14 protein-coding genes are annotated in these 15240 nt (G+C 72.2%); 8 read left to right on the forward strand and 6 right to left on the reverse strand.

Annotation, left to right across the window (positions count from 1 at the left end):
- Positions 1 to 2: 2 nt before the first annotated feature.
- From ACFWPS_RS19560 to ACFWPS_RS19570, 3 genes are all read left to right on the forward strand, one after another.
- Positions 3 to 2207 (forward strand): CDP-glycerol glycerophosphotransferase family protein, encoded by a 2205-nt coding sequence (locus ACFWPS_RS19560; RefSeq protein ID WP_383706680.1) that lies wholly within the window; start codon positions 3 to 5, stop codon positions 2205 to 2207.
- The gene (locus ACFWPS_RS19565; protein ID WP_383706682.1) at positions 2204 to 3520 is read left to right on the forward strand and encodes a hypothetical protein; all 1317 of its coding nucleotides are present in this window, start codon (positions 2204 to 2206) and stop codon (positions 3518 to 3520) included. Before ACFWPS_RS19560 ends, ACFWPS_RS19565 begins: the two co-directional genes overlap by 4 nt.
- A 72-nt stretch (positions 3521 to 3592) precedes the next feature.
- Positions 3593 to 5095: a hypothetical protein gene (locus ACFWPS_RS19570; RefSeq protein WP_383706684.1), complete on the forward strand. Its 1503-nt coding sequence runs from the start codon at positions 3593 to 3595 to the stop codon at positions 5093 to 5095.
- Here ACFWPS_RS19570 and ACFWPS_RS19575 read toward each other — a convergent pair.
- Entirely contained in the window at positions 5085 to 5501 is a 417-nt protein-coding gene (locus ACFWPS_RS19575) for an organic hydroperoxide resistance protein (RefSeq protein ID WP_217545350.1), read from the reverse strand. The two genes, ACFWPS_RS19570 and ACFWPS_RS19575, sit on opposite strands and share 11 nt — an antisense overlap.
- A 136-nt stretch (positions 5502 to 5637) precedes the next feature.
- Here ACFWPS_RS19575 and ACFWPS_RS19580 point away from each other — a divergent pair, with 136 nt between their 5' ends.
- Complete coding sequence (locus ACFWPS_RS19580; protein WP_383706686.1) at positions 5638 to 6123, forward strand: MarR family winged helix-turn-helix transcriptional regulator; 486 nt, start codon at positions 5638 to 5640, stop codon at positions 6121 to 6123.
- A 37-nt stretch (positions 6124 to 6160) separates the two neighbouring features.
- Here the strand turns inward: ACFWPS_RS19580 and ACFWPS_RS19585 are convergent, their stop codons facing one another.
- Positions 6161 to 7726 (reverse strand): glycosyltransferase family 39 protein, encoded by a 1566-nt coding sequence (locus ACFWPS_RS19585; protein ID WP_383706688.1) that lies wholly within the window; start codon positions 7724 to 7726, stop codon positions 6161 to 6163.
- 364 nt (positions 7727 to 8090) lie between these two features.
- On the opposite strand from ACFWPS_RS19585, the gene ACFWPS_RS19590 reads away from it, so the two are divergent.
- Positions 8091 to 9308 (forward strand): glycosyltransferase 87 family protein, encoded by a 1218-nt coding sequence (locus ACFWPS_RS19590; RefSeq protein ID WP_383706690.1) that lies wholly within the window; start codon positions 8091 to 8093, stop codon positions 9306 to 9308.
- Between the two features lie 39 nt (positions 9309 to 9347).
- Complete coding sequence (gene galE, locus ACFWPS_RS19595; protein WP_383706692.1) at positions 9348 to 10328, forward strand: UDP-glucose 4-epimerase GalE; 981 nt, start codon at positions 9348 to 9350, stop codon at positions 10326 to 10328.
- Positions 10329 to 10363: 35 nt separating this feature from the next.
- Here the strand turns inward: galE and ACFWPS_RS19600 are convergent, their stop codons facing one another.
- The 3 genes from ACFWPS_RS19600 to ACFWPS_RS19610 all read right to left on the reverse strand — a co-directional run bounded on the left by ACFWPS_RS19600 (position 10364) and on the right by ACFWPS_RS19610 (position 12420).
- On the reverse strand, positions 10364 to 11290 hold the full coding sequence (locus ACFWPS_RS19600; RefSeq protein WP_383706694.1) for an RNA polymerase sigma-70 factor: 927 nt from the start codon (positions 11288 to 11290) through the stop codon (positions 10364 to 10366).
- Between the two features lie 46 nt (positions 11291 to 11336).
- Positions 11337 to 11714 carry a DoxX family protein gene (locus ACFWPS_RS19605; protein WP_383706696.1) on the reverse strand — a complete coding sequence of 126 codons (378 nt, stop codon included), beginning with the start codon at positions 11712 to 11714 and terminating at the stop codon, positions 11337 to 11339.
- Between the two features lie 79 nt (positions 11715 to 11793).
- Positions 11794 to 12420, reverse strand: coding sequence for a TetR/AcrR family transcriptional regulator (locus tag ACFWPS_RS19610; protein ID WP_383706698.1), 627 nt, complete (start codon positions 12418 to 12420; stop codon positions 11794 to 11796).
- A gap of 370 nt (positions 12421 to 12790) precedes the next feature.
- Here ACFWPS_RS19610 and ACFWPS_RS19615 point away from each other — a divergent pair, with 370 nt between their 5' ends.
- Together ACFWPS_RS19615 and ACFWPS_RS19620 are read left to right on the forward strand one after the other, a co-directional pair.
- The gene (locus ACFWPS_RS19615; protein ID WP_383706700.1) at positions 12791 to 13708 is read left to right on the forward strand and encodes an ABC transporter permease; all 918 of its coding nucleotides are present in this window, start codon (positions 12791 to 12793) and stop codon (positions 13706 to 13708) included.
- 40 nt (positions 13709 to 13748) lie between these two features.
- Positions 13749 to 14582 carry an ABC transporter ATP-binding protein gene (locus ACFWPS_RS19620; protein WP_383706769.1) on the forward strand — a complete coding sequence of 278 codons (834 nt, stop codon included), beginning with the start codon at positions 13749 to 13751 and terminating at the stop codon, positions 14580 to 14582.
- A gap of 31 nt (positions 14583 to 14613) precedes the next feature.
- On the opposite strand, the gene ACFWPS_RS19625 is transcribed toward ACFWPS_RS19620, so the two are convergent.
- Entirely contained in the window at positions 14614 to 15057 is a 444-nt protein-coding gene (locus ACFWPS_RS19625) for a GtrA family protein (RefSeq protein WP_383706702.1), read from the reverse strand.
- Positions 15058 to 15240: the final 183 nt, after the last annotated feature.

The following is a 15240-nucleotide window of genomic DNA, read 5'->3' on the forward strand; positions in this document are numbered from 1 at the left end:
CCGTGCCCCGACTCAGTGTGATCATCCCCTGTTTCAAGGTGCAGGGCTTCCTCCGCGAGTGCCTCGACTCGGTCCTGGAACAGTCCTTCCACGACATCGAGGTGATCGCCGTCGACGACCGCTCCCCGGACGGCTGCGGCGCGATCCTCGACGAGTACGCGGCCCGCGACCCGCGCGTGAAGGTCCTGCACCTGCCGGAGAACGTCGGCCTCGGCCGCGCCCGCAACGCCGGACTCCCCTACGCCACCGGTGACTTCCTCCTCTTCCTCGACAGCGACGACACCCTCACCCCGGGCGCGCTGCGCGCGATCACCGACCGGCTGGCGGAGACCGGCGACCCGGACGTGCTGGTCTTCGACTACGCCCGCACCTACTGGTGGGGCGGGACCCGGCGCAACGCGCTCGCCGAGGTGCTGGGTGCGACGGCGGACGTGTTCACGGCGGCCGAACGCCCGGAGATCCTCGACCTGTTGATGGTGGTGTGGAACAAGGCCTACCGCCGGGACTTCGTCGAGGAGAACGGCTTCCAGTTCCCGCCGGGCTACTACGAGGACACCCCCTGGACCTTCCCGGTCATGCTCAGCGCGGCCCGGATCGCCACCCTCGACCGGATCTGCCTCCACTACCGCCAGCGCCGGCAGGGCAACATCCTCTCCACCACCAGCCGCAAGCACTTCGACGTGCACGACCAGTACAAGCGGGTCTTCGCCTTCGTCGGCGCCCGCCCGGAACTGGCCGGCTGGCGGCCGTACCTGCACCGGAAGATGGGCGAGCACTGCCTGGACATCCTCGCCAAACCGGACCGGCTGCCGCCCGCCGCCAAGGGCGAGTTCTTCCGGCGCACGGCGGAGCTGTACCGGGCGTTCCGGCCCGAGGGGGCCGAAGGGGCCGAAGGGGCCGACCTCGGTGTGCTGGGCGGGTCGTACACCTCGTACCGGCTGAGGCAGCAGGCCGGGCGGGCCGGCCGGGCGGGCGGGCGGCAGGCGCTGCGGGTGCGGCGGGCGGCGGGGGCCCGGGCCGGGCGCGCGCTGACCGGGCTCCGCGGCCTGCGCGCCCTGGACGAGGAGCTGGTCCTGTACTCGGCGGCCTCGCACCAGGGGCTGCGGGGCGACCCGGCGGCCGTGTACCGCGCGGCCCGGGAGATCGCCCCGCGGCTGCGGGGCGTCTGGGTGGTGCGGGACCCGGAGGTCGCGGCGGGACTGCCGGCGGGCGTGGCGCATGTGCTGCTGGACTCCCCCGAGTACCAGCGGCTGACCGCCCGCGCGAAGTTCTTCGTCAACGACGTCAACTGGCCCGGCTCCCTGGTGAAACGACCCGGCAGCGTGCACGTGCACACGCACCGGGGCACCCCGCTCAAGTACCTGGGCGCCGACCTGCTGGGCAAGCCCGGCGCCCGGCTCGGTTTCGACGTGCCGCAGATGCTGCGCCGGGCCGACCGCTGGGACCACAGCCTGGTCGCCAACCGCCACTCGGAGCTGGTGTGGGAGCGGGCCTACCCCTGTCACTTCGCGTCGGCCCGCACGGGCAGCCCGCGCAACGACGTCCTGGTGACCGGCGGCCGGACGGACTTCCGGGCCCGGCACGGCATTCCCGCCGACCACACGGTGGTGCTGTACGCGCCGACCCGCCGCGACTACGTCCGGGGCGGTCATGTCGACCGGATCGACCTGGCCCGGTTCGCCGCCGACCTCGGCGAGGGGCACACGCTGGTGGTCCGCCTGCATCCGGCCCTGGCGACCGGTCCGGCGCGCGGGATGGGTCTGGCCGAGCTGCACCGGCGCGGGATCGTGGTCGACGCGACCGGCGAACCGCACGCCGAGGAGGTCATGCTGGCCTCGGACGCCCTGGTCACCGACTACTCGTCGATCATGTTCGACTACGCCAACCTGGACCGCCCGATCGTCGTGCACGCCGACGACTGGGCCGCGTACACCGCGAGCCGGGGCGCCTATCTCGACATCACCGCCGAGGCGCCGGGCCATGTCTCGCACTCCTACCGGGAGTTGGCGTGGCTGTTCGCCTCGGGCGGCTGGCGGGACGAGGAGTCGGCGCGGCTGCGGGCCGACTTCCGGTCCCGGTTCTGCGAGTTCGACGACGGCCGGGCCGCCGAACGGGTCGTACGGACGCTGCTCCTTGGCGAGGCGATGCCGGAGCCGGCCCGGGTGCCCGGTCCGGCCGGCGCGCCCGACGTGCTGGCGTCGACGTGAGACCGCGCACCTGGGTGCTGGTGCTGGCCGCCGTCTTCGCGGTGCTGCAACTCGCCGACGTCACCGGCCGGGACACACCCGACTCCAAGAACTACGTGTCGTACGCGCTGGCCCTGGCCGGGGCGGGCAAGCGGGAGGCGGCGGCCGAGACGGTGGACTGGGCGTGCGCGGGTGAGGCGTCGGCGGCGGAGCGCGCGCAGCGCGTGGACGTGCTGCGCTTCCACGCGCCGAGTCCGGCGGGCCGGGTGTTCGCGGACTGCTGGGCCGGTGAACTGGGGCGGCTGGACGGGCGGTTGCAGGCCGGCGGCGCGCAGACGGACGGGCACATCGTGCCGTTCGTGGCCCCCCGGCTGCGGCGGATCTTCGAGGTGCGACCGGGCTATCCGGTGTTCCTGGTGCCGTTCGTCACCGTGTTCGGGGTGACCTGGGGGGTGTGGCTGGCGAGTGTGCTGGTCGCGGTCGCGGGCGGGGTGCTGGTCTTCCTGGTGCTGCGGACGGTGTCGGTACCGGTGCCGCTCGCGCTGACCGGGCAGGTCCTGTACTACGTGCTGCCGGTCGGCACGACCGCTATGCGGCCGATGACGGAGGGCCTGATGCTGGCCCTGACCCTGACGGCGGTGTGGGGCTGCGCACTGGCCCTGACCGGGCGGCCACTGGCCCTGACCGGGCGGGCGCGGGCGGGGACCGGGCTGCTGGCGGGGACCGGGCTGCTGGCGGGCGCGTTGCTCGCGCTGTTCGCCGTGAAGCACTCGCAGGCGCTCTTCCTGGGTGCGTGCCTGGCCGGGGCCGCGGCGGTGGTCGCGCTGTGGCGGCGCCGGCACGGCCGGGGACCCGGGCGCGCGGTGACCGCGATCGCGGTGGCGGGGTGCGGAGCGGTCGCCGGCACCCTGCTCCTCGCCCGGCTGCTGCGCTACCCCTCCGAGGCGGAGAGCGTGCAGGACCTGCTGACCGGCCACTACACCCGCCCGGACCGGGCCCACCCGTGGCGGGAGTTCCTCCATCTGGAGTTCGACTTCTGGGTGGAGTGGCTGCGCCGGCAGCTGACGGAACCGCTGTTCCCGGCAGCACTGGCGGCCGGGGCGTGGGGAGCACGGCGGCGGCCGGCCTTCGGTGTCTTCCTGCTGGCGGCCGCCGGAACCGGGATCCTCACCCAGGCCGGGCATCCCGACATCACCATCTTCGGCGACCGGCTGATCGTGCTGGCCTGGCTGCTGCCGGTGGTGGGCGTGCCGCTGCTCCTCGAACCGCTGCTGCGCCGCCCGGTCCCGGTTCCCGCGCAGGGGTCGCCCGAGGCGGTCGGCGTCACTCGATGAGGTGACGGACGGCAACGCCGTCGGGGCGGACGGGAACACTTGGCAAATGGTCCGCCCTGTCCGTTTCCTCCGGTGAGCACCGGCGCCCTGCTCCGGCGCGCCACGCGCGGCTCCACCGCCCTGCGCGGCGGCCGGGTCCGCAGACTCACCCCGTACCAGGTCTTCGGCCTGCTGTTCTGGCTGGTGATGACCCTGGCGTACTGGCGGGTGCCACCGTGCTGCGAGGCCGGGCAGCACGCGGCGGCGGTGGCACGGCTGCGGGCGGGCCTGACGAACACCGCCGCGACCCCGTACGTGCTGGCGCAGGGTGCGCTGGCCCGGCTGACCGGGCTCAGCGGCTGGCAGCTGCTGCGGGTGTGCGGCCCGCTGAACCTGGTGGTGCTGCTGACGGGCCTCGGCCGGCTGGTCCGGGTCCTCACCCCGCGCCGGTGGGCGCCGGTGCTGGCGCTGGCCTTCCTGTCCGTGCTGTGGGGCACGCGACCGGCCTGGGGCGGGGGCTCGCTGGCCCTGCTGCCGCTGACCGGCAGCCTCGGCTACCCGTCCGCGTTCGCCCTCGGCCTCACCCTCTGGGCCTGGTCCCTGACCGGTGCCCGCGCCCGCGATCTGCGCCGGGTGCGCTATGTCGGCCCGAGCGGCCTGCGCAGCCTGTCCGGATACGCGGCACTCGGACTGCTGTACGGGGCGGTGGCCCTGGTCGACCCGGTGACCGGGGTGGGCGCGGCGGCTGGGGCGGTGGCGTTCGTGGCGGGGTGGCAGCGGGGGTGGCGGGGCTCGGTATGGGGGCGGTGGGCACTGACGTGCGCGGTGGCGGCGGCAGCCCTCGCCTTCGGCACGCACGCGCGCGTGCTGCCGGCTTCGCCGTACGAGCCGTACGAGCCGTACGGGTCGTACGGCTCGTACGACGGGTCGATCGGGTTGGACGAGTTGATCGGGTTGACCGGTCAGTGCTGGCTGGCCCTGCTCGGGGTGCCGGCGCTGTGGTTGCGGGCCCGGCGGGCGGCCGGGCCCGGTCCGCGGGGTTCGCTGGAGCTTGCGGCCCGGCGTGATCCGCTGGTGCTGCTGTTCGCCCTGGAGTGCCTGGTGCTGGTGGGCGGCCGGCTCGTCGGGGTGCTCGGGCTCGTGCTGCTGGCGCCGCAGTGCGCGCTCGCCGTGGAGCTGGCGGCGCAGCGGCCCTGGCCCGGATGGCGGCGGGCGCTCGGCTGGGCCGCGGCCGGCGGGGTCTGCCTGGGCTTTCTGGCCGCGCAGGCCGGGGCGGTCGTACCGCGCTCGGTGGATCCGGTCGGCTTCGTGCAGCCGCCGCGCTGGCCGTCGTACGACTGGGCGGCCCGGCACATCGGCCCGGGGGAACCGGTGATCACGGACGCCTACTACGCCGTCCGGCTGCTCCCGGGGTACGGCATCGACCTGACCGACGGCCACGACCACCGCCCCCGGGTGCGCTGGCTGCTGCTGACGCGGCGGGAGCGGCTGCCCGCGGAGGCGGTGGTCGTGGACTGGAGCCGGCGCACCGGGGAGGTGCTCGCGCGGCTCACCCGGACGCGGGACGCGTCCCCGGTGCCGCTGACTACTCGATGACGAGGTCGACCGGGATGTTGCCCTTGGTGGCCTTGGAGTAGGGGCAGTAGGCGTGGGCCTGGTGGACCAGCTTCTCGCCGGTCTCGTTGGCGAGCGCCTCGGGAAGCTCGACGCGCAGGGTGACCTTGAGCGCGAAGCCGCCGTCGGACTCGTCCTTGCCGATGCCGACCTCGGCGGTGACGGAGATCTCGCCGGTGTCGACCTTGGCCTGGCGGCCGATGGCGCCGAGGGCGCTGGCGAAACAGGCGGCGTAACCGGCGGCGAAGAGCTGCTCCGGGTTGGTGCCCTGGCCGTTGCCGCCCAGCGCGGGCGGGAACGCCAGCGTCAGGTCCAGCTGCCCGTCCGAGCTGACCGCCCGTCCTTCCCGGCCGGTGGCGGTGGCGGCTGCCGTGTAGATGGCGTCCATGGAAGACCATCCCTCTCGAAGTACTCGAAGTATCGGTGTTCCGGCGGCTCCCGTTCCGGCCGCCCTCACGACCACAAGTAGAGCACACAATTCAATTGCACACAACTAAATGACCCGCAAGCGCTACGCTTGAACCATGAGCGCGACGACCCCGATCCCCAGCCCCGCCGCAGAGGCGGAGTGGCTCCACCTGGACCGCCAGATCTGCTTCTCCCTGCACGCCGCGTCCCGCGCCTTCAACGGCGTCTACCGCGTGATCCTCAAGGACCTCGGGCTCACCTACCCGCAGTACCTGGTGATGCTGGTGCTGTGGGAACAGGGCGACCTGCCGGTCAAGAAGCTCGGCGAACACCTGCGCCTGGACTCCGGCACCCTGTCGCCGCTGCTCAAGCGCCTGGAGGCGGCGGGCCTGGTACTCCGCGAGCGCAGCACGCGCGACGAACGCTCGGTGGAGGTACGGCTGACGGAGGAGGGCGCCGCGCTGCGGGAGCGGGCGCTGGAGGTACCGCGGAGGATCGTGTCGGCGACGGGCTTCGACGTGGACGAGATCCGGGACCTGAAGGCGCGGCTGGACCAGCTGACGGGGACTTTGGATACGGCGGCCTTGGAGGAGGGTTCCTAACTAGAAGAGTCCCAGTGGAGCGCCCCTCTTTTGGCTTTCAGGGGCGCGGGGCTGTTGCCGATGTGCGGCTGTCGCCGCGTGGGTGCGACCAGCCCCCACCGGCCTGCACCGCGGACTCGGCCGAACCCACCCGAATCGGCCGCACATACAACCTCAGCGCAACCCGATCGATCACCATCTCCTCCCGCAGCACGAACTGCTGGTTCAGCACAGCGAACTTGGCCCGCTCCGTAGCGAGCCGCGGCCGATACCCGCTCACCAGCGCGTACTTCTCCATCACCGCCCACACCTCGTCCACCCCGGCCAACCGCCGCCGCAGCGTCCCCGCCCCCACCTCACGCCCGTACAACGTCCCCGACACCGGCCCCGGCTCGGCCAGCGCAACGTCCTTCGTGGACTTGAAGTCGGCGGGATACGCAAGCTCCGCCCCACGCGCGTGGGCCGGCAGGAACAGCACGGGGTCGCCGGGCCGCAGCACACGAGCCACCGCCGCCGCGACCGCGCCGAGGTTGTCGGCACGGTTGCCCGGCACCCGGTCCGCCCGCAGCAGCGGGACCTGGTGGGTGAAGGCGAGGACGACCGCCAGGACCCCGGCCAGGGTGAGCGCGGGCGACCTGGGCGCCGTCGCCGTGCCGTGGGACCAGAGCCTGCCGAGCACCCCGGCGACCCGGTCCGCGCCGAGCGCCACCAGCAACGGCCCCCCGGCCAGCGCGTACAGCACATACCGGTCGACGTACAACGGGGTGAACTGCGAGGCCAGCATCAGCGCCACCGGTGGCAGCACCGCGAGCGGCAGCGCGACCGCCGCGAGCGTCACCTCGCCGCGCCGGCCCACCAGCCGCGTCAGCCCGAGGAGTCCGAGCGCCAGGCACGCCCAGTACACCCCGTCGGTCGGTCCGACGTACTGGCGCAGCAGCTCCTGCGCGGTCTCCACGTCCGGCTCCCGCAGCCACGCCACCTGGGCCGACTGCCCGTGCGAGACCACGACCATCGGCAGCAGCGACAGCGCCACGCCCCCGGCCGCGCAGCCCCACCCCCGCCACACCCTTCCCGACGAACGGGCCAGCGCCAGAGTTCCCGCGTGTGCGAGCAGCAGCAGGACGGCGAACTCGTGCAGCCAGCAGGTGACTCCGAGTACGACGCCGTACTGGCACCAGGCCCGCCGGCCCTCCTCCCGCACCGCCCGGACGAAGAGCAGCGTCGCGCCGGCGGCACCCGCGGCGACCAGGGCGTAGGAGCGGCCCTCCTGCGCGTAGTGGCCGACCAGCGGGGTGACCGCGTACAGCAGCCCGGCCCACAGGCCGACCCGCGGCCGGGCCAGACGGCTGCCCAGGGCGGCCACCAGGCCCGCGGTGACGGCCGCCGCGCACACCGAGGGCAGGCGGAGGACAACCTCGCCGGGGTGGCCGGGATCGGCGGCGAGGACGACGTGCATCAGCAGGTAGTACAGGCCGTGCACCGCGTCCACGCCGTGCAGCAGCCGCCAGATCTGCGGCACCGTGCGCCGGGCGACCTGGTAGGTGACGGCCTCGTCGCGCCACATGCCGCCGCGGTGCAGCCCCCAGAACCCGACCGCGAGCATCACCGCGGCCGGGACGGCCACGGCCAGGCCCCGGGCCGCCCCCGGCCACCGGGGCGGACCGCCCGACGGGCGCGGCCGACTCCGTGGAGCCGGCCGGCTGTCCTGTGCTGTTCGCGTCGTTCGCGGATGCGCTTTTACGAGAGGCCCGATAGTCACCACGGCCCGATCTTTTGCGATTAGCCAACCTTTGCCGGGTATTGACGGCGTATCGGCATGGATACACCATCCGCGCGGCTTACGCTCGCGGTTGATGAATCGCCGCCCGTACTTGCCGCTCCCGCGCGTCCCGTTCGCCCCGCCTGTTCGACTCCCGCGGCTCCGCCGCCCGCCCGGCCTCTCACGTCTCCTCTGTCTCGCCGTCGCCTGGACCGCCACGCGCGCGTCGATGCTGTGGCTCCTCGCCCACAACAACGAGCGAACCCTGGGCCACGGAGCGGTCTCGCGCGAAGTGTGGCGGCTGTACTTCCACTGGTACGGCGTGCTGTCGCACGGCGCGTTCCCGGCGCACGACACGTTGTGGCAGTACCCGCCGGGCGCCGGTGCGGTGCTGCTCGCGCCGGGGCTGGCGCCCGGACTGAGCTACTTCCAGGCGTTCGTCGCACTCACCCTGGCCACCGACGCGCTGATCACGGCGGCGCTCGCCCGCGCGGGCACGCGCCCCGGCCGCACCCTGCTCGGCGCGGCCCTGTGGACCGGCGGCCTCCCCCTGCTGCTGCACCTCCCGCTCGCCCGCTACGACGTGGAGGTCACCGCCTTCGCCGTGCTCGCCCTGCTGGCGCTGTCGCGCTCCACGCGCGCGTGCGGTGCGCTGGCGGCGCTGGGCGCGCTGGTGAAGGTGTGGCCGGCGCTGGTGCTGCTGGGCCTGGCGCGCGGGCGGCCGACGCGCACGGCGTGGCTGTCCGCGGCCCTGACCGGGACAGCGGCCCTCGCCGCGCTCGTGGTGTCGTTCCGCAACCCGCTGGCCTTTCTGCGTCAGCAGGGCGGCCGGGGTGTGCAGATCGAGTCCCTCGGCGGGACCGCGCTCAGCCTCGCGCGGCAGGCCGGCTGGCGGGGCACGGCCCGCTACCAGTACGGCGCCATGGAACTGGTCGGACCGCACGTGCACGCGGTCGCGACCGTCTCCCTCGCGCTCACCGCGGCAGCCTTCGCCCTCCTCCTGCTGTGGCGGGTACGGGCCCGGCACTGGACCCCGGCCACCCCGTACGACGCGGCCCTGAGCGCCGTCCTCCTGTTCACCGTCACCAGCCGGGTGATCAGCCCGCAGTACATGATCTGGCTGCTCGGCCTGGCCGCCGTGTGCCTGACCTCACGGCACACCACGCAGCGTCCGGTCGCCGCGCTGATCATGGCGGCGACCGCGCTCAGTGCCGTCGCCTACCCCGCGTTCTACGCCGACGTCGTCCGCTGCACCTGGACCGGCTGTCTGCTGATGCTCGCCCGCAACGGCCTGCTGGCCACCGCCGCCGTGCTCTCCCTCACCCGCCTGTGGCGCGCCTCCCGCCGCCGGGAGAGCACGTCACGTGTCCACATGGTCACAACAGGCCAGGCCGGTCGTCCGCAGATGTCGGCGGCACCTGCTTCACTGAGGGGTGACCGCGGCTGACGAACACCACGGGCCAACTGACGGAGGGGACGGCCACACATGACCTGGCTGATCACCGGCGGCGCCGGTTACATCGGGGCGCATGTCGTACGGGCGATGACGGAGGCGGGCGAGCGGACGGTGGTCTACGACGACCTGTCCACCGGCATCGCCGACCGCGTGCCGGGGGACGTGCCCCTGGTGACGGGCTCCACGCTCGACGGTGAGAAGGTCGCGCGCGTCCTGGCCGAGCACGAGGTGACCGGGGTCGTGCACCTGGCGGCGAAGAAGCAGGTCGGCGAGTCGGTGGACCGTCCGCTGCACTACTACCACGAGAACGTCGAAGGCCTGCGCGTCCTGCTTCAGGCGGTGACGGAGGCACAGGTCCCCTCCTTCGTCTTCTCCTCCTCCGCGGCGGTCTACGGCATGCCGGACGTCGACCTGGTGACGGAGGAGACGCCGTGCGTGCCGATGTCGCCGTACGGCGAGACGAAGCTCGCGGGTGAGTGGCTGGTCCGCGCGACGGGCCGGGCCACGGGCCTCGCCACGGCTTCGCTCCGCTACTTCAACGTGGCCGGCGCGGCCCGCCCCGAACTCGCCGACGTGGGCGTCTACAACCTCATCCCGATGGTCTTCGAGAAGCTCACCGAGAACGCGCCGCCGCGCATCTTCGGCGACGACTACGCGACACCGGACGGCACCTGCGTCCGCGACTACATCCACGTGGTGGACCTCGCCGAGGCCCACGTGGCCGCGGCCCGCGCCCTCCAGGCCGAGCCGGGCCGCGAACTGACCCTCAACATCGGGCGCGGCGAGGGCGTCTCGGTCCGCGAGATGATCGACCGCATCAACGCGGTCACCGGCCACGACCTCCCCGCGACCGTCGCCGCACGCCGCCCCGGCGACCCGGCCCGCGTGGTCGCCTCCGCCGACCGCATCACCACCGCACTCGACTGGAAGACCAAACACGACATCCACGACATGATCACCTCAGCCTGGGCCGGCTGGGTACGCCTGCACCCGGAGGCGACCCGGGGCTGACGCACCGGCCCGGCCGCCGGGTAGGTGACCTCCCGTCACTCCCCCGCCCTGCGGGCCTGTTTGGCCTCCTCGGCTATGGACCAGGCGTCCGCCACCGGGCCCACGTGGCCGAGTTTGTCGGGGTTGAGGACCAGGCGGACGGCCTGGATGCGGCCGTCGAGGATGTCGAGGGAGAAGGTCTGCAGGACCTTGCCGTGGCGGTCGCGGAAGATCGCGCCGGGCTGGCCGTTGACCTCGTGCTGCTCGCAGGTGACGTCGATCCGGAAGAGCAACGGGATGACGGCGGCGAGGAGACGGGCCACGTTCTGGGCGCCCAGCACGGCGCGGGCCAGCTGCGGGGCCTTGCCGCCGGCGTCGCTGACCAGCGACACGTCGGCGGCGAGCAGCTCCTGGAGGCCGGCCAGGTCGCCTTCGTGGAGGGCTTCGAAGAAGCGTGCGGCCAGTTCGTCGCGTTCCCTGCGGTCCGCCTCGAAACGGGGGCGGCCCTCGGCCATGTGGCGCCGGGCCCGGACCGCGAGCTGGCGGCAGGCGGCCTCCGAGCGGCCCACCGCCGACGCGACCTCGGGGAAGCCGAAGTCGAACACCTCGCGCAGGACGAAGACCGCGCGTTCCAGGGGGCTGAGCCGCTCCAGGAGCAGCAGCGCCGCCATCGACACCGAGTCGGCCAGCTCCGCCGACCGCACCGGGTCCTCGTAGGGGTCGGCGAGCAGCGGCTCGGGGAACCACGGGCCGACGTACTCCTCGCGCCGGACCCGGGCCGAGCGCAGTACGTCGATCGAGATCCGGGTCACCGCGGCCGACAGGAAGGCCTTCGGCGACCTGACCTCCGTCGGTGAGCCGGCGAAGCGCAGCCAGGCCTCCTGGACCGCGTCCTCGGCCTCGCCGACGCTGCCCAGGATCCGGTACGCGATCGAGAACAGCAGCGGCCGCAGCTCCTGGAACTCCTCGGTCCTGTTCTTCATGTGCGTCTCCCCCTCGTCCCGTCCCGTCCTGTCCCGTCCCGGCCCGTCAGAAGGCGCCCGGGCCGAACCGGCCCGCCGCGACGACCAGCGCCAGCGCGAGGTAGACCAGGTTCAGCGCCACGAACGCCCGCTCGCCGCGCCGGCCATGGGTGATCATCGCGCCGATCATCAGCAGGATCCAGGCGGTGGCGGTCACCGGCACCAGTACCGGTGCGACGCCGGTGACGGCGGGCAGCACCAGACCCGCCGCGGCCAGGAGTTCGAGGATGCCGAGCGTCCGCACGAAACCGTCGCCGACGTCACCGGTCCAGCCGCCGCCGTGGGCCGCGGCCGGCTTCTCCCTCGGCACGAACGTCTTGCTGATCCCGCCGGCCAGCGCCACCGCGGCGAGCAGCCCGGCGGCGATCCACAGCGCGAGGTTCATCGTCCACTCCTTGATCGGGATGCCTGCGCCCTCTACGACGAGACGGCCGCTGCGGCTGTGACATCCCCGGCGGAGTGGTTCACAGCGCCTTGAGCGCCTCCGTGGTCCCGCGGGCCAGCGCCGCCAGATACCCCTTCGGCAGCTTCGGGGTGCGGATCACCACCGAGCGCCAGTACAGCGGGCCGGAGATCAGGTCCATGGCCAGGTCGTCGTCGAGGCCCTCGGCGAGTTCGCCGCGCCGCTGCGCCGCCTCGATGATCTTGCTGGCGACGCCCTCCTGGCCCTCGCGCAGCGTCTTCTGCATGGCCTCGGCGATGTCCGGGTTGCGGGCCGCCTCGGCCTGGAGGTCCGGGATGATCTGCGAGGCGACCGGGTGGCGCAGCGCGCGGGACGTGACCTCGTACAGCAGGCGCAGGTCGCCCTCCAGGGAGCCGGTGTCGGGTACCGGCAGGCCCAGCACGGCGAGGGCCGAGACGACGTCGAGGACCAGGTGCAGCTTGGAGCGCCAGCGGCGGTAGACGGCGGTCTTGCCGACGCCCGCACGGCGCGCGATGCCCTCGATGGACATCCGGGCATACCCGACCGCCGCGAGCTCCTCGAAGACGGCGGCCCGGATGGCCTCGGTCACGTCCTCGCGGAGGACGGCAGCCCCGGCAGGGGCTCGTCGGCGCGGACGCGTCTGGGACTCCTCGGCGTTCGTCGTCATGCTCCCAGCATAGGGGCGTAACGACGAAACGGTTGCGTTCCGACGACGCACCGACACGGAGCCGCCACCCGAACGCCGCAACGCGGACGCGCTGAACGCGCCCCAGGTCATCGCCGTACCGAACACGTGCCCGCACCACGCCGCAACGAATCGGTCGCGCCCCGACCTCGAAAGTGTTACGGCGCGCATCCGTCCGTGACGACGAAACGGTTGCGTTCCGACGCCAACTCGGCCTACGCTCCCGTTGCGACGATACGGTCCCGTCCCGACGTAAGAAAACGTGAAGAGAAGCGTAAGGAAACTTCGGGTGACGGGCCCGGCCCCAGCCGGACGCCGCAGCACCCCCACCCCCCGAGTGAAAGCAGCGGATGTGACCCAGGTTCTCCACACACCGCCCCCGGCCCCGGTCACGGCCGAGGACGACCTCGCGGCGCTCGCCGCCCGGCACGGTCTCTCGGTCAGCGGCGCCCGCCCCACCCTGCCCCAGTACATCCGCCAACTGTGGGCGCGGCGGCACTTCATCGTCGCGTTCGCGACCGCCAAGCTCACCGCCCAGTACGCGCAGGCGAAGCTCGGCCAGGTCTGGCAGGTCATGACCCCGCTGCTGAACGCGGCCGTCTACTACTTCATCTTCGGCATCCTGCTGGGCACCAAGAGGGGCGTGCCGGACTACATCCCGTTCCTGGTCACGGGCGTGTTCATCTGGACGTTCACGTCGAGCTCGATCATGACCGGCACCCGCGCGATCGCCGGCAACCTCGGCCTCGTCCGCGCCCTGCACTTCCCGCGGGCCGCGCTGCCCATCTCCTTCTGCCTCCAGCAGCTGCAGCAGCTGCTGTTCTCGATGGCCGCCCTGGCCGTCATCCTGCTCTGCTTCGGCGTGCCGGTGGCCGCCTCCTGGCTGCTGGCGATCCCGGTGCTGATCCTCCAGTTCACCTTCAACACCGGCATGTCGCTGATCATGGCCCGATGGGGCGCCAAGACCCCGGACATCTCCCAGCTGATGCCGTTCGTGCTGCGCACCTGGATGTACATCTCGGGCGTCATGTGGAACATCGACAAGCTGACCAAGAACCACCACGGTCTGCCGAGCTGGGTGAACCCGGTACTCAAGGACAACCCGGCCGCCGTCTACATCGACCTGATGCGCTACGCCCTGATCGACAGCTTCCACTCCAGCCAGCTGCCGCCGCACGTGTGGATCGTCGCGACCGGCTGGGCCCTGGTCATGGGCGTCGGCGGCTTCATCTACTTCTGGAAGGCTGAGGAGACGTACGGCCGTGGCTGAGAACGTGAGCGACACCCCCATCGTGAGCGACACCCGCAGCATGAGCGACACCCCCATCCCCACCGTCGTCGCCGACAGCGTCGACATCGTCTACCGGGTCAACGGCACCGGCGCCGGACGCGGCTCCGCCACCGCCGCCCTCAACCGCATGCTGCGCCGCAAGAACGCCGAGAAGGCGGCGGGCACCCGCACGGTGCACGCGGTCAAGAACGTCTCCTTCGTCGCCTACAAGGGCGAGGCGATCGGCCTGATCGGCACCAACGGCTCCGGCAAGTCCACCCTCCTCAAGGCGGTCGCCGGCCTGCTGCCCGTGGAGAACGGCGCCATCTACACCGACGGCCAGCCCTCCCTCCTCGGCGTCAACGCGGCCCTGATGGGCGACCTGACCGGCGAGAAGAACGTCTACCTCGGCGGCCTCGCCATGGGCATGTCCCGCGAGGAGATCAAGGAGCGCTACCAGGACATCGTCGACTTCTCCGGCATCAACGAGAAGGGCGACTTCATCACCCTCCCGATGCGCACCTACTCCTCCGGCATGGGCGCCCGGCTGCGGTTCTCCATCGCCGCCGCCAAGGACCACGACGTCCTGCTCATCGACGAGGCCCTGGCCACCGGTGACGCGTCCTTCCGCATGCGGTCCGAGGAGCGCATCCGCGAGCTGCGCCAGCACGCGGGCACGGTGTTCCTGGTCAGCCACAACAACAAGTCCATCCGCGACACCTGCGAGCGGGTGCTGTGGCTGGAGCGCGGTGTGCTGCGCATGGACGGGCCGACCGAGGACGTCCTCACGGAGTACGAGGCCTTCACCGGCGACAAGTCCGACAAGACGAAGGCCAAGCCGAAGCCGAAGCCGAAGGTCGCCCAGCCTTCCTGAAGCAGATCTACGACCGCGAGCCGCGCCGTTGCTACACGGCGCGGCTCGTGTCCGTCCGGAACACCCACGTCCGGTAGACGAGGAAGCGGAAGGCGGAGGCGAGCACGATCGACAGCGCCTTCACGATGTTGGATTCCAGCGGCCCGGCGAGACCGAGACCGTGATAGCCGGCATAGAACAGACCGCTCTCCAGCACGACACCCACTCCGCTGAACACGAAGAAAAGTGCGATCTGCTGTCGTGTGCGCGAGGCCCGGTCACGATAGGCGAAAAACCGGAAGCCCACGTAATTGGTCGACATCGCCAGGCAGCTGGCCGCCACCGTCGCGGTCATGGCCGGCCAACGCAGGCCGTGCAGCAGCAGGTTGAAGACCAGGAAATTGACGAGGACACCGCTGCCGCCGACGACCCCGAATTTCACGACCTCGAGTACGACCTGCGGGACCGGCCGCCCCACCGTGAGTTGAACTGTCACACGGCAGACCATATCCGAGACATCCCGATTAGCAGGAAACGGTAAATCCGCCGCCCTTTTTCCCCTAAACATCGGCAAGAATAAGCATCGGCAAGAAAGAAAGCGCCCCGAGCCGCCATCGGCCCGGGGCGCCTTTCATGTCATACGACTGCTTCGTGCGACTACTTCGTACGGCTACTTCAT

The organism is Streptomyces sp. NPDC058457 (genome assembly GCF_042720695.1).
Taxonomy (GTDB): Bacteria; Actinomycetota; Actinomycetes; order Streptomycetales; family Streptomycetaceae; genus Streptomyces.